Below are 20,602 nucleotides of genomic sequence, written 5' to 3'. Positions count from 1 at the left end.
TCGCACTTGAGGATCGGGGTTCGCAGTGATCGTAGAGGCATTTCTTCGTTGGGTTGAGACTGCCAAGACCGGAGACCGGGCGAGGGCGGCAAGCGCGCTCGGCCGCGCCTACCTGCAGTCGGAAATGTCGCGGGAAGAGCGCAAGGCCGCGGAAATGGCCATGACCTTCCTGCTCGACGACCCGTCACCGAAGGTTCGGCTCGCCATGGCGGAAGCCATCGCGTGGTCGCCGGATGCGCCGCGCGCCATCGTCTTGTCCCTGGCCGGTGACCAGGCGGAGATCGCCTGCCATGCCATCACCTGCTCGCCGCTACTATCGGACACGGATCTCGTCGATCTTGCCGCGCGCGGCAGCGCCGTCACGCGCATGCTGATTGCCGCACGCTCCAGCATATCGCGTTCGGTTTCCGCCGCCCTGGCGGAGATCGGCGGCGAGGAAGATGTTCTGTGTCTGCTCGAAAACGAAGGCGCCGAGATCGCGCCGCAGGCTCTGGAAGCGCATTGCCGAGCGACTGGGCGACGACTGCGAGGTGCGCAACCTCCTGCTCGACCGTCCCGACCTGCCGGCCGATGCCCGCCAGTTGCTGACGCAGCATGTGAGCGACGCCCTGATCAATCTGCCGCTGGCGCAGGCGGCGATCGGCGCCGGCCGTCTTCAGCGTGTTGCGCGCGAGGCGACCGAAACCGCGATCGTCGCCCTTGCCGGTGAAATCACGCCGGGCGAGGTCGCCGACCTGGTCGAGCATCTGCGTGTCAGCGGACGCCTCACGCCGTCTTTCCTCATGCACGCGCTGTGCTCCGGCAAGGTCGAGTTCTTCGCCGGCGCCATCGTTAATCTGACCGGCTGCGACGAGCGGCGGGTGCGCTCGATCCTGGCGACCGGCCGCATGCACGCCGTGCGCGCGCTTTACGAGACGGCCGGTCTCGCCCGCGACATCAGCGTGATCTTCGTCGAAGCCACCTTGCTGTGGCGCGAGGCGTCGAAATCCACATCGGGCACCATGCTTGCGAATGTCTGCGGCCGGCTGCTGCAGAGCTTCAGAGGCCGCAACGCCACCCATGGCGCCGTGCAGGAGTTGCTGGAGATGGTCGAGAAGCTGCATGTCGCCGAGCAGCGACAGTCCGCACGCGGATATGCCCATATGACGGCACTGGCCGCGGCCTAGCTAGTCTAGCTCTGATTGCTCAAGCGCCTGATGACCCAGGAATAGCTTCCTGATAGGAAATGCACGGGCGTTGCGAGCGCGGATTTCATGGAATGGCCGGAGGGCAGGTATGCGCGTACCTCTGCCGCCATTCTGGACCCCAGGCCGGAAATACCGGTCTGCGACCTTTCCTCGACCACGGCGGATGCGGGCGCAGGCGCTGCGGCGACGACACTCGGTTCCGGCGGCCGCGGGGGCTCGCAGACGGCGATGACCGTCGGGTAGTTGATGTTGGAATAACGCGTCAGTTGCCGCTCGGAATCGCCGTCGCACATCGCCACCGTTTCCCAGCGCTTCTCGACCGTCGCAACGTAATTGCATTGCGTGACCGCGTCGTTGCATCCGAGGATGGTCATGGCGATGAGGACGGCTTGCATGGGGGCGCTTTCGATATTGAACCGCTCCCCTTAGACGCAGCAATTTCAGCCAAATGAAGGCCGCTTTCCGGCATCCATGCGGAACAATGTTTGCTATCCGGAAAGGCGGCGCCCTGATCAGCCTTCGGCGACCCTGGGCGGCGGCGGCGCCTGTTCGTCGATCAGCACCTGAGGGCCGATATCCGGCTTTTCGGCCGTGCGGACCTCGTGCATCCATTCGCGCCAGATCGCAACCAGAAGCGCCATCAGCACCGGGCCGATGAACACCCCGAGGAAGCCCAACGTCTTCACGCCGCCGATCAGCCCGAAGAAGGTTGGCAGGAAGGGGAGCTTGATCGGGCCGCCGACCAGTTTGGGGCGCAGTGTCTTGTCGACGATGAAGAGTTCGACGGTACCCCAGACGAACAGGACGACGCCGGCCAGGGGCGAGCCGCTGGCGACAAGGTAGATCGAGACCAGCGTGAACGACAGCGGCGCGCCGCCGGGGATCAATGCCATGATGCCGGTGATGACGCCGAGCGTCACGGGCGAGGGCACTCCGGCCATCCAATAGGCGACGCCGAGCACGATGCCTTCGCCAATGGCGATCAGCGTCATGCCCATGACGGTCGAGCTGATCGTGGCCGGGACCACGCGCGAGATCCGCTCCCAGCGGTTGGGCAGGATACGCTCGCCGAGCATGTCGATCTGGCGCGAGAACGCCGCGCCGTCACGATAGACGAAGAACAGCGCGATCAGCATGAACAGCAGCGTCAGAAGCAGATGGAAGGCACCGCCGCCGGCCGCGAGCACGGCGCGGTAGATGTTTGCAATATGGGCGCCGCTGACCGCCTGGATCAGTTCGCCCATGGCGCCCGGCGTGCCGATATACTTGACCCACATCTCGTCGAGGTTCGGACCGACGAACGGAAGTGCTGCGATCCATGTCGGCGTGGGCGCGCCGGCGCGGTTCGCGTGGATCAGCCAGGCGACCCATTCGCGCACTTCGCCCGTCGTGTAGGTGACGGCAAGCACTATCGGCGTGATGAGAAAGGTGATGATCAGTATCAGCGCGATGGTTGCGGCGATCGTCGTGTTGCCGCCGACCTTCTGCAGCAGCTTGCGATAGAGCGGCCAGCTTGCAAATCCGATGACCAGAGCGGCCAGCACCGGCACGAGGAAGCCGTAGAAAAAATAAACGCCAGCGGCCACGACAAGCATCAAAAGCCAGCGCGCCGCGGAGATCGAAGGAATGAGCGGCGTACGTGCATGAGACGATGGGCCAATCCATCTCGACTCACGCTGCATGTTGTTGTTTGGAAGGCTCACGTCGTCCTTTTCCCCTATTTCACCTACCGATATGGGCCATGCGTCCTCTGCACGCAAGCTCCATCGCCGATTTATGCCGGACAACGCCCCCGTCGTCCGTCGATCGGTCGTCCCGCAGACCTCATAATCTCACATAGCGCAATCATTAAGACAGAATTCCTTCGATATGGTTTTCATACAGCGCGAGCGCCGAATGCTGACGACATCGTGATCTCGTGTGCGCGCCGAGCGCCGGGAGCGAAAGCCGAGACAAGTATGCCTGGAGCTGATAGTGGCGGCGCTGCGACCCAAGAAGGAGAAGAGGCATGACGACGTTTTCGGCACAGGTGGCGTGGCAGCGCGGTGAGGACAACTTTATCGACGGGCGCTACAGCCGCGGCCACAGCTGGTCCTTCGACGGCGGCATCACGGTGCCGGCTTCCGCATCTCCTCACAATGTGCCTTTGCCCTATGCGGTGGCGGAGAATGTCGATCCGGAGGAAGCCTATGTGGCGGCGCTCTCCAGCTGCCACATGCTGTTCTATCTTTGGATCGCGTCGAAAAAGCGCATCGGCATCGACAGCTATGTCGATGATGCTCTCGGCGTGATGGAAAAGGTCGACGGACGAATGATGGTCAGCCGCGTCGAGCTGCGGCCGAAGGTCGGTTACACCGACGAAGTCCCAAGCCGTGAACTCGAGGAGCAGATGCACCATCAGGCGCACGAGCTCTGCTTCCTCGCCAATTCGGTAAAGACCGTGATCGAAATCAGGCTCGGCCGAGCCTGATCTTCCGTCGGACCTCGGCGTCAGATGTCGAGGTTTTCCGCGAACGCGGCGCGATCTTGGATGAACCGGAAGCGGGCTTCCGGCTTCGTGCCCATGAGATCGTCGACCGCCGTGCGCGTGCCCTCGAAATCCACCTCGTCGATCAGCACGCGCAGCATGGTGCGCTTGCTTGGGTCCATGGTGGTTTCCTTGAGCTGCGCCGGCAGCATTTCGCCGAGACCTTTGAAGCGGCTGATCTCGACCTTCGTCTTGCCCTTGAACTCCGTCTCCATCAGCTCGGCACGGTGACGGTCGTCACGCGCATAGGCCGATTTCGCGCCCTGCGTGATCTTGTAGAGCGGCGGAACGGCGAGGAACAGGTGACCGCCGCGAACGAGCTCGGGCATCTCCTGATAGAAGAAGGTGATGAGCAGCGAGGCGATATGCGCGCCGTCGACGTCGGCATCGGTCATGACGATGATGCGCTCGTAGCGAAGGTCTTCCTCGCGGTACTTCGAGCGCGTGCCGCAGCCAAGCGCCTGAACGAGGTCGGAGAGCTGCTGGTTGGCGCCAAGCTTTTCGCGACCGGCGCTGGCGACGTTCAGGATCTTGCCGCGCAGCGGCAGGATCGCCTGATTGGCGCGGTTGCGCGCCTGCTTGGCGGAGCCACCGGCCGAATCCCCTTCGACGATGAAGAGTTCGGCGCCCTGGGCGGTGTTCTGCGAGCAATCGGCAAGCTTGCCGGGCAGGCGCAGCTTGCGCACGGCGGTCTTGCGGTTGACTTCCTTTTCCTTGCGGCGGCGCAGGCGCTCCTCGGCGCGCTCGATCACCCAGTCGAGCAGCTTGGCTGTCTCGTTCGGATTGTCGGCGAGGTAGTGGTCGAAGGGATCGCGCAGCGCGTTTTCAACGATGCGCTGGGCTTCGACCGTGGCAAGCTTGTCCTTCGTCTGGCCGACGAATTCCGGCTCGCGGATGAAGACCGAGAGCATGCCGACGGCCGAGATCATCACGTCATCGGTGGTGATTTGCGCGGCGCGCTTGTTCTGCGTCAGCTCGCCATAGGCCTTGAGGCCCTTGGTCAGCGCGATGCGCAGGCCGGCCTCGTGGGTGCCGCCTTCGGGCGTCGGAATGGTGTTGCAGTAGGAGTGAACCTGCGGGTCGCCGCCGTACCAGGTGATCGCCCATTCGAGCGAGCCATGGCCGCTGGTTTTTTCCGTCTTGCCGGCGAAGATCTCGCGGGTGACGGTGAACTCCTTGCCCATCGTCGCCTGCAGATAATCCTTCAGGCCGCCGGGGAAGTGGAAGACCGCCTTGTCGGGGATCTCGCCGCCTTCTGCGACGACACCAGGATCGCAGCTCCAGCGGATCTCGACGCCGCCGAACAGATAGGCCTTCGAGCGCGCCATGCGGAAGACGCGGCCGGCATCGAACTTGGCGTGATCGCCGAAGATCTGCGGGTCCGGATGGAAGCGCACGCGCGTACCACGGCGGTTGTGAACGTCGCCCAGTTCCTCAAGGCCACCCTGCGGAATGCCGCGCGAAAAGCGCTGGCGATAGAGCTTGCGATTGCGCGCGACCTCGACTTCGAGAACATCCGACAGCGCGTTGACGACGGAGACGCCGACGCCGTGCAGACCGCCCGATGTCTCGTAGGCCTTGCCGTCGAACTTGCCGCCGGCATGCAGCTTGGTCATGATGACTTCGAGCGTCGACTTGCCAGGAACCTGCGGGTGGTTCTCAACCGGAATACCGCGCCCGTTGTCGCTGACGGTCAGGAAGCCCATCGCGTCGAGATGCACTTCGATGAAATTGGCGTGGCCGGCGACCGCTTCGTCCATCGAGTTGTCGATGACTTCCGCGAAGAGGTGGTGAAGGGCCTTTTCGTCGGTGCCGCCGATATACATGCCCGGCCGCATGCGGACCGGCTCGAGACCTTCCAGAACGCGGATCGACGAGGCGCCGTAGTCCTCGGACGTCGAGCTCGCCGGCGGCGCCTGCCGTGGCGCGGCACTGGCGGCAGCGCTCGGCGCAGCCGGAGCGGCAGCGGGTGCCGTCTTGGCCGGCTGCGGCGCATCCTCCTGCTTCTTGGTCAGGGGCATTCCGGAAAAGAGGTCGTTGCTATCGTCCATGGAGCCGTTCAGATCTTCATCTTGTCGTGGGCTGGCCGCTTGCGCTTGAGCCCGACCCAAAATCACCGCAATTCATGTCACGTTTGCAGATCAGGCAGAGTCTGCCAGAAAGCACCTCGATACGCGACGCCGCCTCGTCGGGCGGACTTTCTTCAAGAAATGATTTGCGTCCTGGGTCGCCGAATGGCAAGCGGCCAGACGCCTCAGGGAACCTTGCGCATGCGAATGTCCACAAGTCATTGCATAACTATCACAGCAATTGCGGCCTTTTTCATGTTCGCATACGCCGATATCAGCGCAGCCGACACCTTGCCGCCGTTCAAGGACGACCTGTTTTCGACGCAGACGACGCTTCAGACCGGCAATGACGGCGCCTTCGATGTCATCGATTACGACGAGATGCGCGACATCAACGGTCGCGACCAGATCCCGGAAAAACGCACGCAGCAGAAATACGTCTCGCTCGGCATCCGCAAGCTGCAGAACAACGAGACGCTGTCGCTCGACGGCGTCAAGCTCGACGTTGCGAGGGTAGGGCCGAGCGCTGGCGCCGCCTTTACGGTCATCTTCGTCCACGGCCGAAACGGCGACCGCCGCCTCGGCGTCAACGATTACACCTTCGGCGGCAATTTCAACCGGCTGAAAAACCTCGTCGCCGGCAATGGTGGCGTCTATTACGCGCCCTCGGTCAGGACCTTCGACAGCGATGGCGTGACCGCCGTCGCCGGCCTGATCCGCTATGCCAGCGCCCAGGCGCCGGGCCGGCCGATCATCCTTACCTGCGCGTCCATGGGGAGCCAGATCTGCTGGGGTGCGACGCGTGATGCCGAAACGGTCAAGCGGCTCAAGGGAATGGTCATCATGAGCGGCGTCGCCGATCCCGATTTTGCGAAGAGCGCCTTCTACAAGGCCAGGCGGCCGCTCTGGTTCGCCCACGGCAGCCGCGATCCGACCTACGCCGCCGCCGACCAGCAGGTGCTCTTCGAAACGCTGATCAAATCGGGCTATCCGACGCATTTCACCCTGTACCAGACGGGAAATCACGGCACGCCGATCCGCATGATCGACTGGCGCCGGACGCTGAACTGGATATTGGCCTCCAAAAATTGAGGGGCCAGCCATAGTTTAGGCAACGCGGCCGACAAATTTTAAGCATTTGCGCCGCAAAACGCCGCAATTTCCCTTACGTAAGCGTCCGAAACCTTTTCATTGCCGCATGCTTTTGCTAAGGCCGTCCTGACCGAGAAATGGGGAAGGCCGGCATGACACCTGACGTGCGCCCGCTTGTGGCGGGAAACTGGAAAATGAACGGCACGCGTGCCTCGCTGGATCAGATCAAGGCGATTGCGTCGGGCGTGCAGGGTCCTCTTTCCAACAAGGTGGAAGCGCTGATTTGCCCGCCGGCGACGTTGCTCTACGTCGCGACGGCGCTCTGCACCGATAGCCCGCTCGCCATCGGCGCGCAGGATTGCCACCAGAACCCCGAAGGCGCCCATACCGGCGATATCTCGGCCGAAATGATCGCCGATTGCTTCGGCACCTATGTCATCGTCGGCCATTCCGAACGTCGTACCGATCACGCAGAGACGGACCATCTGGTGCGCGCCAAGGCGGAAGCCGCCGCCGCCGCCGATCTCACTGCGATCGTCTGCATCGGCGAGACCGCTGCCGAGCGCCAGGCGGGCCAGACGCTGGATATCATCAAGCGGCAGCTGTCGGCCTCCGTGCCGGAGAACGCCACGCCCGAAACCACCGTGATCGCCTACGAGCCCGTCTGGGCGATTGGTACCGGTGTGACGCCAACCGTCGAGGACGTCGAGAAGGCGCATGCCTTCATGCGCGCCGAGCTGGTCGCACGCTTCGGCGACAACGGCCGCAAGTTCCGCATCCTCTATGGAGGCTCGGTCAAGCCCGGCAACGCCCGGGAACTGATGGGCGTCGCCAATGTCGACGGCGCGCTGATCGGCGGTGCGAGCTTGAAAGCAACCGATTTCCTCGCCATCTACGGCGCATACGAGGCGTTGCTCTCTTGAGATGCGTGTATATTCCGGGCCGAAGGGCTTGGAATAGCGGATCACCTCATGTAAAGAGCGCCAGAATTTTACTTTATGCCCGCTTCGCGCCGGCAGGACTGGACCCATGCAGACCGTATTGATTGTCATTCATCTCATGATCGTGCTGGCGCTTGTCGGCGTTGTGCTTATCCAGCGCTCCGAAGGCGGTGGCCTCGGTATCGGCGGCGGTTCGGGCTTCATGTCGGCGCGCGGCACGGCCAATGCGCTGACCCGCACGACCGCGATCCTCGCAGCACTCTTCTTCATCACCTCGCTCGGCCTCGGCGTCTTGAACCGCTACGAAAGCCGTCCGACGGATATCCTGAACCGCATTCCGGCAACGAGCGGGCAGGGCAACGGCATTCTCGATTCGCTTGGCGGTCAGCAGAACGGCGCCGCCGCTCCGGCTGCACCCGCGGCTCCCGCCGGCAACGGCGTTCCGACCGGCGGCGACGCACCTGCTGCTCCGGCCGCTCAGGCTCCTGCCGCGACCGCTCCGGCTGCTCCTGCAGCCACCGCACCGGCTCCCGCCGCGACGACGCCAGCCCCGGCAGCGACTGAAACCGCTCCGGCAGCACCGCAGGCCACCACGCCTGCCGCTCCGGCCCCGGCGACTGCTCCGAGCGGGCAGTAAGCCACACAACGCATAAACCGCCGGCAGGCCCCAGGGTCTGCCGGTTTTCTTTTGTCTTGAAGTCACCGACAGCGATCGCGCGGCAAGCGCGGGAAGAATGCTGTTAAATTAGAGCCCTAAAATTCAGGACATGAATTTTAGGGCTGGTGGAATCGTTTTTGAAAAGGTAAGCGGTAGCTCCCATGGCGCGATACGTATTCATCACTGGCGGCGTGGTTTCCTCTCTCGGTAAAGGAATTGCGGCCGCCGCTCTCGGAGCGTTGCTGCAGGCCCGTGGTTACCGGGTGCGGCTGCGCAAACTCGACCCCTATTTGAACGTGGATCCGGGCACCATGAGCCCGACCCAGCACGGCGAAGTCTTCGTCACCGACGATGGCGCGGAAACCGATCTCGATCTCGGCCACTACGAGCGCTTCACCGGCCGCTCGGCCTCCAAGACCGACAACATCACCACCGGCCGCATCTACAAGAACATCATCGACAAGGAACGCCGCGGCGACTATCTCGGCGCGACCGTTCAGGTGATCCCGCACGTCACCAACGAGATCAAGGATTTCGTGATCGAGGGCAATGACGAGTATGATTTCGTCATCTGCGAAATCGGCGGCACCGTCGGCGATATCGAAGCGATGCCCTTCATGGAAGCCATCCGCCAGCTCGGCAACGACCTGCCGCGCGGCACGGCGGTTTATGTTCACCTGACGCTGATGCCCTATATCCCGGCAGCCGGCGAGCTGAAGACCAAGCCGACCCAGCACTCCGTCAAGGAACTGCAGGCGCTCGGCATTCACCCCGACATCCTGCTCGTTCGTGCCGATCGCGAAATCCCGGAAGCCGAGCGCCGCAAGCTCTCGCTGTTCTGTAACGTCCGCGAGAGCGCCGTCATCCAGGCGCTCGACGTCGCCAACATCTACGACGTGCCGATCGCCTACCACAAGGAAGGCCTCGACAACGAAGTTCTGGCGGCCTTCGGCATCGAACCGGCGCCCAAGCCGCGTCTCGATTCCTGGGAAGAGGTCTGCAATCGCATCCGCACGCCCGAGGGCGAGGTCACGATCGCGATCGTCGGCAAGTACACCGGCCTCAAGGACGCCTACAAGTCGCTGATCGAAGCGCTGCACCATGGCGGCATCGCCAACCGTGTGAAGGTCAATCTCGAGTGGATCAGATCGGAAGTCTTCGAAAAGGAAGACCCGGCGCCCTACCTCGAAAAGGTCCACGGCATTCTGGTGCCTGGCGGCTTCGGCGAGCGTGGCTCGGAAGGCAAGATCCTCGCCGCCCAGTTTGCTCGCGAACGCAACGTTCCCTATTTCGGCATCTGCTTCGGCATGCAGATGGCGGTCGTCGAAGCGGCCCGTCATCTGGCCGGCATCGAAAAGGCCTCGTCGACCGAGTTCGGCAAGACCGACGAGCCGGTGGTCGGCCTGATGACCGAATGGGTCAAGGGCAACGAGTTGCAGAAGCGCAACGCGGCCGGCGACCTCGGCGGCACCATGCGCCTCGGCGCCTACAAGGCCGCGCTCAAGAAGGACACCAAGATCGCCGAGATCTACGGCTCGACCGACATCTCCGAGCGCCACCGCCACCGCTACGAAGTCAACATCGACTACAAGGACCGCCTGGAAAACTGCGGCCTCGTCTTCTCCGGCATGTCGCCGGATGGCGTGCTGCCGGAGACCGTCGAATATCCGGATCACCCCTGGTTCATCGGCGTCCAGTACCACCCCGAACTGAAGTCCCGCCCGCTCGAACCGCACCCGCTGTTCAAGAGCTTCATCGAAGCGGCGACCGAGCAGAGCCGGTTGGTTTAAGACATAGTCGCAAGACGATTGGGAAGGCCGCTTTCGAGAGCGGCCTTTTTGCTTTTGGGGATAGGGATGTAAGCGAGTTGGCTGACGCTGATGCGGGCAGCACCGGGTGCTAAAAATTCCCCTCATTCTCGCCCTTGTGGCGGGATCCAGCCGCCGCGCGTCCGCGCGGCGAAAAGACTCTTTCCAGCCCAAGGACTTGGGCTGACTGGATTTCTGTGACGAGCACAGAAATGAGGGCGGAGAGGTGTCTTCGGCCGTCATTCCCAAATCTGCGCCTCGCCGCCTCAGGCCGCGCGCTGTCCCCGCGCGGGAGCTCCGGATTGCGTCCCCTGATCGCGGATCGCTCCGCGCCGATTGAGCTTGAAGTGGTTGACCAGCTCGGCGAGCAACGCCGCACCCGATGCGAGTTCCGAGCTGATGCCGGTCGTGCGTTCCACCATGCCGGCGTTCTGCTGCGTCATCCGGTCGATCTGCGAGACCGCGTTGTTGATCTCCGAAAGGCCGGTCGATTGCTCGGCGGCGGCGGTCGCCAGCGCGGTCATGTTGGTGTCGATCGATTCGACGAAGGTCTCGATCTCGTTCAGCGCCGTGCCGGTCGCGTCGACGAGACGAACGCCTTCATTTACTTCCTTGCCGGAATTCTCGATCAGGCCCTTGATCTCCTTGGCGGCCTTGGCCGAGCGCTGCGCCAGTTCGCGCACTTCCTGGGCAACGACGGCGAAACCCTTGCCGGCTTCGCCCGCACGCGCCGCCTCGACCCCGGCATTGAGCGCCAGAAGGTTGGTCTGGAAGGCGATCTCGTCGATGACGCCGATGATCTGGCCGATCTCCTTCGAGGCCGAGGCGATCCGCTGCATGGCGGTGATCGTCTCGCGCACCACGGCGGCGGACGTCGAGGCAGAGGCGCGCGCGCTCTGCACCAGCTTGCGCGTCGCCTGCGTGTTCTCGGTCGAGGACTTGACCGTCGCCGTCACCGTTTCAAGCGCCGCAGAGGTTTCTTCCAGCGAGACCGCCTGTTCCCTGGTCCGCGCCGAGAGCTGTTCGGCGGCGTCGCGCATTTCCTGGCTGTTGCCGTTCAGCGCGTTGGTCTGCTGCAGCACCTTCACCAGCGTCGCCTGGAACGCGCCGATCGAGGTGTTGAAATCGCGGCGCAACGTCTCGAATTCGCCGACGAATGGCTCGTCGATCGTCTGCCGGATATTGCACTCGGAGAGGCGGGCAAGCCCGGCGCCGAGATCGTTGACGACCTTCATCCGCTCGGTCACATCGGTCGCGAACTTCACGACCTTGAAGACGCGGCCGGAGGCATCGAGGATCGGATTGTAGGAAGCCTGGATATAGATCTCGCGCCCGCCCTTGCCGATCCGCTTGAATTGGTCGGCCGCGAACTTGCCGGCGGCGAGGTTTGCCCAGAAGGCCTTGTAGGCCGGACTACGGCTGTAATCGTCTTCGCAGAACATCGCATGATGCTTGCCGACGATCTCGGCGAGTGAATAGCCGAGCGTCGAGAGAAAGTTCTCGTTGGCGGTGATGATGTTGCCTTCAGGCGTGAACTCGATCACAGCCTGCGCGCGCGACAGCGCCTCGAGCTTGCCCTTGTCCTCGGCTGCCTGCTTCTTGGCGGCGGTGATATCGGTCGCGAACTTCATCACCTTGTAGGGCTTGCTGCCGCGATAGATCGGATTGTACGTCGCCTCGATCCAGATCTCGCGGCCGCCCTTGGCGATGCGCCTGTACTGGCGCTGGTCGAACTTGCCTTCGCCGAGACGAGCCCAGAAATCAGCATACTCCTTCGAGTTCGCCTCGGACGGATCGACGAACATCCTGTGATGCTTGCCGACGATCTCGCCGAGCTCATAGCCGACCGCCTTGCAGAAATTCTCGTTGGCCGTCAGAATCTTTCCGTTGAGGTCGAATTCGATGATTGCCTGCGACTTGTTTAGCGCGTCCAGCACCGCGCTGCTGGAAGAGCCGATGCTTGATAGAAATCCGACCATTGGACAAACCCCGATATGCCAAGCGTGCCAAACCGCACGCCGGGCGAATCTATGGGATTTGAGTAAATATTCGCTAAATCTCTATTAGTGTTGAGTTTTTCGGATTATGCGACCTTTGGTAGAGGGCCGGTGTAGATCGAGCGGGGACGGATCAATCGGCCGTTGAGTGCCTGCTCGCGGGCATGGGCGATCCAGCCGATCGTGCGCCCGATGGCGAAGACGCCGGTAAATGCCTGCCGCGGAAAACCGAGTGCCTCGAGAAGCAGCGCCGTGTAGAACTCGACATTGACGTCGAGCGGCCGATCCGGCTTTCGCGCCTTGAGGAGGGCAAGCGCGGCCCGCTCGACCGCCCCGGCGAGCGCAATGCGTTCACGATTGACCTGATCCGCGCGAACCAGGGGCGCAAGGGCGTTCTTCAGCGCATCGGCTCTCGGATCGCGAACGCGATAGATTCGGTGCCCGAACCCCATCAGCCTGTCTCCACGATCGAGCGCCACCGTCAGCCAAGCCTGGGCGTCGCCCCCTGTTTCAATCGCATCCAGCATGTCGAGCACCGGGCCGGGCGCGCCGCCGTGAAGAGGTCCTTTCAACGCACCGATGGCGGCCAGTACCGAGGATGTCAGACCCGCCTGGGTCGAGGCGACGACGCGCGAGGCAAAGGTCGAGGCGTTCAGTCCATGGTCCGAGATGGTCACCAGATAGGCGTCCAACGCCGCCATCTGCTCCGCGCTCGGCATCTGGTCGGTCGTCATCCGCAATATGTCCGCTGACTGCGACAGCGCCGCATCTGGAGCCACCGGCCGCTGGCCGGCCTGCAGCCTGAGGATGGCGGGCAGGAACACGGCGGGAGCTGCCATCAAGTGCAGAGCCGTATCCAAGTCCTGACCGTCGGCCAGGCGCGCGATCATGGCACGCATCGCATCGACAGGCGGCAGCGCCAGAAGTGTTTCGTCCAGCTGTGTGACGTATGAATACACGTCGATCCTCGCGCTGGCGAGCAGCGGCCGCAATGTCGTCGCGTCGACCGGATCTTCCATCAGGCCGTCGAGCAGCAGCGTCGCGACACTCTCATAGGTCCCGCCGGGAACGAGATCGTCCAGCGAGACGCCGCGTATCACCAGGCGTCCGCGTTCACCATCCACATCGGAAAGTCGGGTCTCCGCTGCAATCACGTCTTCCAAGCCATTGTTCATTGCGTTTCTCCTTTACGCCAGGAAAGATCGGACCTAGATAGATTGACGTCAATCTTGATGAAATAGATCAATGTAAGAGGGTCTCATGACGTGGCTGACGGCGGAGCAGGCTTTGGAACGGCTCGGCACCAAGCCGCAGACGCTCTACGCCAATGTCAGCCGCGGTCGGATTGCGCGCGCCCGGATGAGGCTGATAGCCGTCGAAGCCTTTATCATTCCGAGGACGTCGCGCGTCTGGCCAAGCGCCATGCCGGCAGACGAAAGGCGGAAACCATTGCCGCCGAGACGATCGATTGGGGCGAGCCGGTCCTGCCGACCGCGATATCGACGATCACCGATGGCCGGCTCTACTATCGAGGTCACGATGCGGTCGGTTTGTCCGAGCGGGCAACGTTCGAGCAGGTGTCGGCCTTGTTGTGGGAGAGTTCGGCGGCCATATGCCCGCCAATCGACGTATCTCCAGGCGAGCCGTCACGGATAGCTGGCGCTTTCGCATTGCTTGCCAGGCGAGCTGCTGCGGACCTGCCGGCGTTGGGCCGCGCGCCGTCCGCGTTGAAGTCCGAAGCTGGTCAGGTGCTTGTCACGGTAGCCGCGGCGCTCGCCCCGAGCCAAATGCTCGACTTGCCGCTGCACGAGCGCCTCGCACGCAGCTGGGCTCGGCCGGAGGCGGCGGAGCCGATCGGGCGGGCACTTGTGCTGGCCGCCGAACACGAGTTGAACGTCTCGGCATTCGCTGCACGCGTCACCGCGTCGTCGGGCGCTTCACTGGCTGCCGCGACCTTGTCGGGTCTTTCAACGCTGACCGGCCCTCGCCACGGCGGCGCCTGGCAGGGTGCCGTGCGACTGATGGAGTTGTCGCGAGAGGTGGGCGCGCGCGAGGCGATCCGAATGATGTTGGCGACGGAAGGCGTGGTGCGGGCCTTTGGTCATCAGCTCTATCCGGAAGGCGATCCCCGCGCGGCGGCGATCATGCATTCGTTCGAGATGCCGAAGCTCTACTTGGAAATTGCCGCTCTTGGCGCGGATTTGCTGGGCGAGCCTGCGAATATCGATTTCGCGCTGGCTGCCCTGGCCGGGCACTTCGACCTCCCCGACGATGCCCCGCTTGTCATCTTCGCTCTCGCGCGCACTGCCGGCTGGCTCGCGCATGCCATCGAACAGGTGACCAGCGGAAATATGATCCGCCCGCGTGCCCGCTACATCGGTCCTGCGCCGCAAACGTTATGATCAAACAGGCGGTAGCATCGACTATCTGGCCACCTGTGGCGCATTGCGGTGTCGGGCGAGGCGGAGTTAAACTGCATCAATCAGTCGGAAAGCAAAAGTCGCCACTGGGGGATATCATGGAGACATTATCGGGCGGTCGCTCTTGTCTGGTCGCGGCCATCGCCGCGACGATCCTGCTCTGGGCGGATATCGCACCGGCTCAGTCGGCTGGCTGCGCGCTCGAGCGCGTCGCGGGCTCGTCGCGCCAGATCATGCGCTGCGCCGATGGTGTGACTGTCACCGCCGAAGGTGGCGCGCGCTTCAGGCTTGTCGACAGCAATGGCGACGGTCGCCCCGATTCGGTGTCGCTGCGCGAAAAGGCGGTGCTCGTCGATGTCGATCGCGCCAGGCGCGGCAATGGCTTCCAGGTGGTGACGCCACAGGCGATCGCCGCCGTGCGCGGTACGCGCTGGGCCGTCGACGTCAAGAACGGCACCACCTCGGTCTTCGTGGTGCGCGGCCGTGTCGCCGTCGGCAGACCGTCGGCAAGGCCGACGGTCGTGCTGGCGCCGGGCGAGGGCGTGGACGTGTCGAGCGGCAGCGCTGCGCTCACCGTACGGCGCTGGCCGCAGGCGCGCGCGGCGGCGCTTCTCGCGCGGTTGGGCCAGTAGTTGCCCATGCAGGCCAGACGGCTTCTGATGACGATATCGATGATCGCGGCCGCCCTTTGGGCCGGCGCGCTCGGCTATCTCCACATGCAGGGCAATGCCGGCTTTCTCGACCGCATGGAAGCATCGCTGGCCGACCTCAGGAGCCATCTTCTCGGGCCGGGCAGCGCGCCCTCCGTCGTCAGTATCGTCGCGATCGATGACCGGACGGCGAGTGCCAATGGATACCCCTTGAGCAGGGCAACACTTGCGCGCCTGGTGGAAACCATCGGCGCGCTCAAGCCGAAGGTCATCGCGCTTGACCTGCTGCTCGTCGATCCGGGCCCCGAGGAGGGTGATCGGGCGCTGGCCGATGCGCTGAAGAGCGTGCCGAGCGTCGTCGCCGCGGCCGGTGTCTTTCCCTCGAGTGTCCAGTCGGTGACATCGAGCGCCGAAGACCCGCTGGCGACCATTCCCGTAGCGGATCGGATGATGCTGCCGATCGCCCGCTTCGCCGATTCCGCCGCCATCGGCGTCGTCAACGTGTCGACCGACCAGGGTGGTACGCCGCGCTATGTTCCGCTGATCTCGCGCGGCGCGCAGCGGGTGGATGCCTCGTTTCCGTTACGCGTCGCATCGCTGGCGCTTGGCGTCAATCCGGCGTTCACGCCCGCGACCCTGACTTTGGGCGACAGACGTCTTCCCACCGATGTCGGGCAGCGCCTGCCGCTGACCTTCTACGGCCCGCGCGGAACGATCCCCACTTTCAGCGCAGCCGATGCGCTGGCCGGCGGGATCGATGCCGAGGCGATCGAGGGCAGGGTGGTCGTGATCGGCTCGACCGTGACTGGCGGCGGCGATGTCTTTCCGACGCCGTTCGATCCGGTTCTGCCCGGCGTCGAGGTGATGTCAACGGCCATCACCCGGTTGATCTCAGGCGACAACATCGTGCGTGACGGCAATGTGCGCTCCTTCGACGCGCTGCTCGGCATCATGCTGCCGGTACTCGTTATCAGCTTGCTCGGCTGGCGGCGCAGCGCCGCGGCATATAGCGCCATCGCGGCCGTTGTGCTGGCGTGGCTGGTGTTCAACGTCGTCGCCTTTTCGCATGGCTACTGGTTCAGCGCCGCGCTGCCGATCGCCGCGACGCTACCGCCGGTGTTGTTGTTCGGTGCGATGGAACTGTGGCTGGATCGCCGCCGCGCCACGCATTTCGCGGCGCAAAGCGATCTGCTCCAGCAGATCGAGGCGCCCGGCCTCGGCGAATGGCTTGCGCGTGATCCATCCTTTCTGTCGCGCCCGGTGCGTCAGGAAGCCTCGGCGGTGTTCGTCGACCTGTCTGGCTTCACCGGATTGAGCGAGGCGATCGGCGCGGCGCGGGTGCAACAGGTGCTGAGCGGCTTCTTCGAGTTCGTCGATGACGAGGCGCGCACCCATGGCGGCGCGATCACCAGCTTCATGGGTGATGGCGCGATGATCCTCTTCGGGCTCCCGCGTCCAGCCGACGACGACGCCTTGCGTGCGGCTGCCTGCGCAGTCGGGCTTGGTAACCGCCTGAGGGCGTGGCTTTCAGCCGATCCGGGGCTCTCCGGGCGCAAGATCGGCTTCAAGATCGGCGCCCACTGCGGCCCCGTCGTTGCGTCGCGTCTTGGCACCGGTGCGCGCCAGCAGATCACCGCGACCGGCGATACCGTCAACGTCGCGAGCCGCCTCATGGAAGTGGCGGCAAGTCGCGGTTTCGAGCTCGCGCTCAGCGCCGCGTTGATGAGCGCGGCGAGGGCGGGGGCAGCGCCCAGCCAGCAGGGTGATCTCGGAGGCCCGGTCTCCGCCAGGATCCGGGGCCGCGCCGAAAGCATCGATGTCTTTCTGTGGCGCGGACATCCGCTTTGACATTTGTCGTGTGACGCAGTAGGAACAGCCCAACTTTTCAACCGGCAAGTTCCGGACGGCGCACCGTGCGCCCGATTATTCCGAAAGACAGACAAAATGACAGAGATAAGCGGCGTCGTTCCGGCGATCGGCAAGGCGTTGGCGAAGCGCGGTTACTCCGAGCTCACCCCCGTTCAGCAATCCATGCTCGATCCGGCCCTTGCCGCATCCGACGCGCTGGTGTCGGCGCAGACCGGCTCCGGCAAGACGGTTGCCTTCGGCCTCGCCATGGCGCCGACCCTGCTTGGCGACGACGATCGCTTCGAGCCGGCTGCAACCCCGCTGGCGCTCGTCATCGCCCCGACCCGCGAGCTTGCGCTGCAGGTCAAGCGCGAGCTGGAATGGCTCTATGAGCTGACCGGCGCCGTCATCGTCAGTTGCGTCGGCGGCATGGATATCCGCAGCGAGCGCCGTGCGCTCGAGCGTGGCGCCCACATCGTCGTCGGCACGCCCGGCCGTCTCTGTGATCACATCCGCCGCCGCGCGCTCGACATGTCCGATCTGAAGGCCGTCGTGCTCGACGAAGCCGACGAGATGCTCGACCTGGGCTTCCGCGAAGACCTCGAATTCATTCTCGATGCGTCGCCGGACGATCGGCGCACGCTGATGTTCTCGGCGACCGTGCCGGCCGCGATCGCCAAGCTCGCCAAGAGCTACCAGAAGAACGCCGTGCGCATCGCCACCACGACGGAAGAAAAGCAGCACGTCGATATCGAATATCGCGCGCTGGCCGTCGCCCCGAGCGACCGCGAAAACGCCATCATCAACGTCCTGCGATACTACGAGGCGACCAACGCCATCGTCTTCTGCTCGACCCGCGCCGCCGTCAACCATCTGACCGCCCGCTTCCATAACCGCAATTTCGACGTCGTCGCGCTCTCGGGAGAACTGACGCAGAACGAGCGCAGCCACGCGCTGCAGGCAATGCGCGATGGCCGCGCCCGCGTCTGCATCGCCACCGACGTCGCCGCCCGCGGCATCGACCTGCCGGGCCTCGATCTCGTCATCCATGCCGACCTGCCGACCAATCCGGAAACCCTGCTGCACCGCTCGGGCCGCACCGGCCGCGCCGGCCGCAAGGGTGTCAGCGCGCTGATCGTGCCGCTGAATGCCCGCCGCAAGGCCGAGCGTCTGCTCGACAATGCCGGCATCGCCGCCACCTGGGCGCTGCCGCCGTCGGCCGAGGAAGTGATCGCCCGCGACGAGGAACGTCTGCTCGCCGATCCGATCTTCGAGGAAGCGCCGCGCGAGGAAGAGCAGGACATCGTCAAGCGCCTGCTCGACGCGCATGGCGCCGAAAAGCTCGCCAACGCTTTCGTCAACCTCTATCGCGCCAAGCAATCGGCGCCGGAGGATCTGATGGAGATCAGCCTGCAGGCCGGCCCGCGCAAGCCGCGCGACAATGCCGATGGCCCGCGCGACACAGGCCCACGCGGCCCGCGCGACGATTTCGGCCCCAGCGTCTGGTTCTCGTTGTCTGTCGGCCGCAAGCAGAACGCCGAGCCGCGTTGGCTGATCCCGATGATCTGCCGCAACGGCAACCTGACCAAGCGCGAGATCGGCGCCATCAAGATGCAGTCGGAAGAGACCTTCGTCGAGATCGCCGCCGGCAGCGCCGATGCCTTCCTCGCGGCAACCGGTCCGAACAAGACGATGGAGCGCGGCATCCGCGTCAGCCGTCTGCCCGGCATGCCGGAATTCGGTCGCCAGGAGTACGACAAGCCGGATTTCAACAAATCGGGTCCGAAGCCCTACGCCGCCAAGAAGAGCTATGACGACCGTCCGCGCGACGGTGGCTTCAAGAAGGGACCGCGCAGCGATGCGGCACCGGCTGGCGAACGCGACAGCAAGCCGTGGAGCAAGCCCGGCAAGCCCAAGTTCGAAGGCAAGCCCAAGTTCGAGGGTAAGCCGAAATACGAAGGCAAGCCGAAGTTCGACGGCAACGGCCCGAAGCCGAAATTCTCCAAGAAGAAGGGCTGAGGCCTATAATCGCGACGGCGAGGATCGCATGCGCCGCCGGTCGTTCCAATGGTCCCGGTATCGGGGCGTTGTTCGAGCTGGCAGCCACGTCTTGCCGTCTTTGATGTCTAGCAATCGCGAAACACGGTTTTCGCGATTGCCGATCCGGACCGGGCGGCGCCATGCATGATAAAACCGAACGCATGACATCCGTTTCCGCTGAAGATGGTCCCCAGCCGCAAAGGCGCACATCGTCCTTCGACGCCAGCGCCTTCATCGCCAGGAACCTCCGGCTTCTGCCGGTGCCGGGTCTCGAAGATATCCAGCTCTACACAGCGCATTCCGGAAGCCGGCTGTCACGCCTCGGTGGCGCCAACCCCGAGGCGCCGGCGCCTTACTGGGCGTATGGCTGGGGCGGCGGCGCGGTGCTGGCGCGTTATATCGCCGAAAATCCGCATCTTGTGCGCGGCCGCCGCGTTCTCGATCTGGGCACCGGGTCCGGCCTCGTCGCGATCGCCGCCGCCAAGGCAGGCGCGACATCCGTGGTAGCAACCGACATCGACGGCAATGCCATCGCCGCCGCCCGCCTCAATGCGAGCGCCAACGGCGTCGCGATCGATCTTATCCATGCCGATCTCCTCGACGGTCCGCCACCTGCGGTCGATATCGTTTTGGCCGGTGATCTTTTCTATGACGAAGCACTGGCAAAGCGCGCGCTGGCCTTTCTCGAAACCTGCCGTGCCGGCGGCATCGACGTCCTGATCGGCGATCCCTATCGCGTGCCGCTGCCAACGCAGAGGCTGCACTGCATCGCCGAGTATTCCGTGTCCGATTTCGGTCTTTGCAGCGACGGAGGCGAAGTGCGGGCCGGCGTGTTCAGCTTGGCCAGTTTCTGACGGCTAGCCAATTCCAGTCGCTCCAGTATCAGCCTGCCGCCACCTGCAGGTCCAACAGAACCCTCATGGCCTCTTCCGCGTCCGCCGTTGGCACGAAGACGTGGTCGTGATGATAGGCAGCCACCATGTTGCAGGAGATGTTGTGATTGGCGAGCGCGGTAGCGACGGCCGCCGTTAGCCCGACACCTTCAAGTGACGAAAACACGGTGAGCGTGATCCGTCGCATGGTGAGTGTGGTGTCGAAGCCCAGTCGCAGAGCGTCGCCATGTGCGAGTATCAAGGACACGCCCTCGGATTCGCGAAACCAGCCGAGCGAGATTGGTGCAGCCAACATCGCGAGCTGCTCGTCTTCGGTCGTGCAGAACACATAGTCCGCAGCGTCAAGGCTTGGCGTCATGCCGCGCAGCATGGCTTTCGTATCGCGAACTGGCGCGGTGGTCATGATCAGGCTTCCAGGCTATGAGTGACGATGCGTGTAGTGTGAAACAAGCGCGGTACCCGCACAAGTCAC

At 64.0% G+C, this 20,602-nt stretch carries 15 protein-coding genes and 2 pseudogenes; 11 read left to right on the top strand and 6 right to left on the bottom strand.

The genetic code is table 11. The features are described from left to right. Positions 1-25: 25 nt before the first annotated feature. A pseudogene (locus tag P3R82_RS16455) lies at positions 26-1,166 on the top strand (DUF2336 domain-containing protein). 5 nt (positions 1,167-1,171) lie between these two features. Here P3R82_RS16455 and P3R82_RS16450 read toward each other — a convergent pair. Further along, on the bottom strand, positions 1,172-1,582 hold the full coding sequence (locus tag P3R82_RS16450) for a hypothetical protein (protein ID WP_283194608.1): 411 nt from the start codon (positions 1,580-1,582) through the stop codon (positions 1,172-1,174). Positions 1,583-1,699: 117 nt separating this feature from the next. Next, the gene (locus tag P3R82_RS16445) at positions 1,700-2,869 is read right to left on the bottom strand and encodes an AI-2E family transporter (RefSeq protein ID WP_183900333.1); all 1,170 of its coding nucleotides are present in this window, start codon (positions 2,867-2,869) and stop codon (positions 1,700-1,702) included. Positions 2,870-3,195: 326 nt separating this feature from the next. On the opposite strand from P3R82_RS16445, the gene P3R82_RS16440 reads away from it, so the two are divergent. After that, positions 3,196-3,657 (top strand): OsmC family protein, encoded by a 462-nt coding sequence (locus P3R82_RS16440; RefSeq protein ID WP_283194607.1) that lies wholly within the window; start codon positions 3,196-3,198, stop codon positions 3,655-3,657. Between the two features lie 20 nt (positions 3,658-3,677). On the opposite strand, the gene parE is transcribed toward P3R82_RS16440, so the two are convergent. Beyond that, the gene (gene parE, locus P3R82_RS16435; protein ID WP_283194606.1) at positions 3,678-5,765 is read right to left on the bottom strand and encodes a DNA topoisomerase IV subunit B; all 2,088 of its coding nucleotides are present in this window, start codon (positions 5,763-5,765) and stop codon (positions 3,678-3,680) included. A 219-nt stretch (positions 5,766-5,984) separates the two neighbouring features. Between parE and P3R82_RS16430 the strand changes: the two genes are divergently transcribed. From P3R82_RS16430 to P3R82_RS16415, 4 genes are all read left to right on the top strand, one after another. After that, the gene (locus tag P3R82_RS16430; RefSeq protein WP_283194605.1) at positions 5,985-6,875 is read left to right on the top strand and encodes an alpha/beta hydrolase; all 891 of its coding nucleotides are present in this window, start codon (positions 5,985-5,987) and stop codon (positions 6,873-6,875) included. A gap of 152 nt (positions 6,876-7,027) precedes the next feature. After that, on the top strand, positions 7,028-7,798 hold the full coding sequence (gene tpiA, locus P3R82_RS16425) for a triose-phosphate isomerase (protein ID WP_047510594.1): 771 nt from the start codon (positions 7,028-7,030) through the stop codon (positions 7,796-7,798). Between the two features lie 106 nt (positions 7,799-7,904). Next, positions 7,905-8,453 carry a preprotein translocase subunit SecG gene (gene secG, locus P3R82_RS16420; RefSeq protein ID WP_018899897.1) on the top strand — a complete coding sequence of 183 codons (549 nt, stop codon included), beginning with the start codon at positions 7,905-7,907 and terminating at the stop codon, positions 8,451-8,453. A 182-nt stretch (positions 8,454-8,635) separates the two neighbouring features. Further along, entirely contained in the window at positions 8,636-10,264 is a 1,629-nt protein-coding gene (locus P3R82_RS16415; protein WP_283194604.1) for a CTP synthase, read from the top strand. A gap of 284 nt (positions 10,265-10,548) precedes the next feature. Here the strand turns inward: P3R82_RS16415 and P3R82_RS16410 are convergent, their stop codons facing one another. Continuing rightward, positions 10,549-12,261 carry a PAS domain-containing methyl-accepting chemotaxis protein gene (locus tag P3R82_RS16410; protein ID WP_283194603.1) on the bottom strand — a complete coding sequence of 571 codons (1,713 nt, stop codon included), beginning with the start codon at positions 12,259-12,261 and terminating at the stop codon, positions 10,549-10,551. Between the two features lie 104 nt (positions 12,262-12,365). Then, positions 12,366-13,454, bottom strand: coding sequence for a citrate synthase/methylcitrate synthase (locus P3R82_RS16405; RefSeq protein ID WP_283194602.1), 1,089 nt, complete (start codon positions 13,452-13,454; stop codon positions 12,366-12,368). An 85-nt stretch (positions 13,455-13,539) separates the two neighbouring features. Between P3R82_RS16405 and P3R82_RS16400 the strand changes: the two are divergent. The 5 genes and pseudogenes from P3R82_RS16400 to P3R82_RS16380 all read left to right on the top strand — a co-directional run bounded on the left by P3R82_RS16400 (position 13,540) and on the right by P3R82_RS16380 (position 20,091). After that, positions 13,540-14,681, top strand: a pseudogene (locus P3R82_RS16400) (citrate synthase). A 116-nt stretch (positions 14,682-14,797) separates the two neighbouring features. Further along, on the top strand, positions 14,798-15,331 hold the full coding sequence (locus tag P3R82_RS16395) for a FecR family protein (protein ID WP_283194601.1): 534 nt from the start codon (positions 14,798-14,800) through the stop codon (positions 15,329-15,331). A gap of 6 nt (positions 15,332-15,337) precedes the next feature. Further along, a complete protein-coding gene (locus tag P3R82_RS16390) occupies positions 15,338-17,197 on the top strand; it encodes an adenylate/guanylate cyclase domain-containing protein (protein WP_283194600.1) in 1,860 nt (619 codons plus the stop codon). A 96-nt stretch (positions 17,198-17,293) separates the two neighbouring features. Then, a complete protein-coding gene (locus P3R82_RS16385; RefSeq protein WP_283194599.1) occupies positions 17,294-19,216 on the top strand; it encodes a DEAD/DEAH box helicase in 1,923 nt (640 codons plus the stop codon). A 161-nt stretch (positions 19,217-19,377) separates the two neighbouring features. Continuing rightward, positions 19,378-20,091 (top strand): 50S ribosomal protein L11 methyltransferase, encoded by a 714-nt coding sequence (locus tag P3R82_RS16380; protein WP_283194598.1) that lies wholly within the window; start codon positions 19,378-19,380, stop codon positions 20,089-20,091. Between the two features lie 28 nt (positions 20,092-20,119). Here P3R82_RS16380 and P3R82_RS16375 read toward each other — a convergent pair whose 3' ends face one another. Next, entirely contained in the window at positions 20,120-20,533 is a 414-nt protein-coding gene (locus P3R82_RS16375; protein WP_283194597.1) for an ACT domain-containing protein, read from the bottom strand. Positions 20,534-20,602 lie beyond the last annotated feature (69 nt).

The sequence above is a fragment of the Rhizobium sp. AN80A genome, from assembly GCF_030053015.1.
In the GTDB taxonomy this organism is placed as follows: Bacteria; Pseudomonadota; Alphaproteobacteria; order Rhizobiales; family Rhizobiaceae; genus Rhizobium; species Rhizobium metallidurans.
Note: the sequence above shows the minus strand (reverse complement) of the source record. Positions and strands in the feature narration are given on the sequence as shown.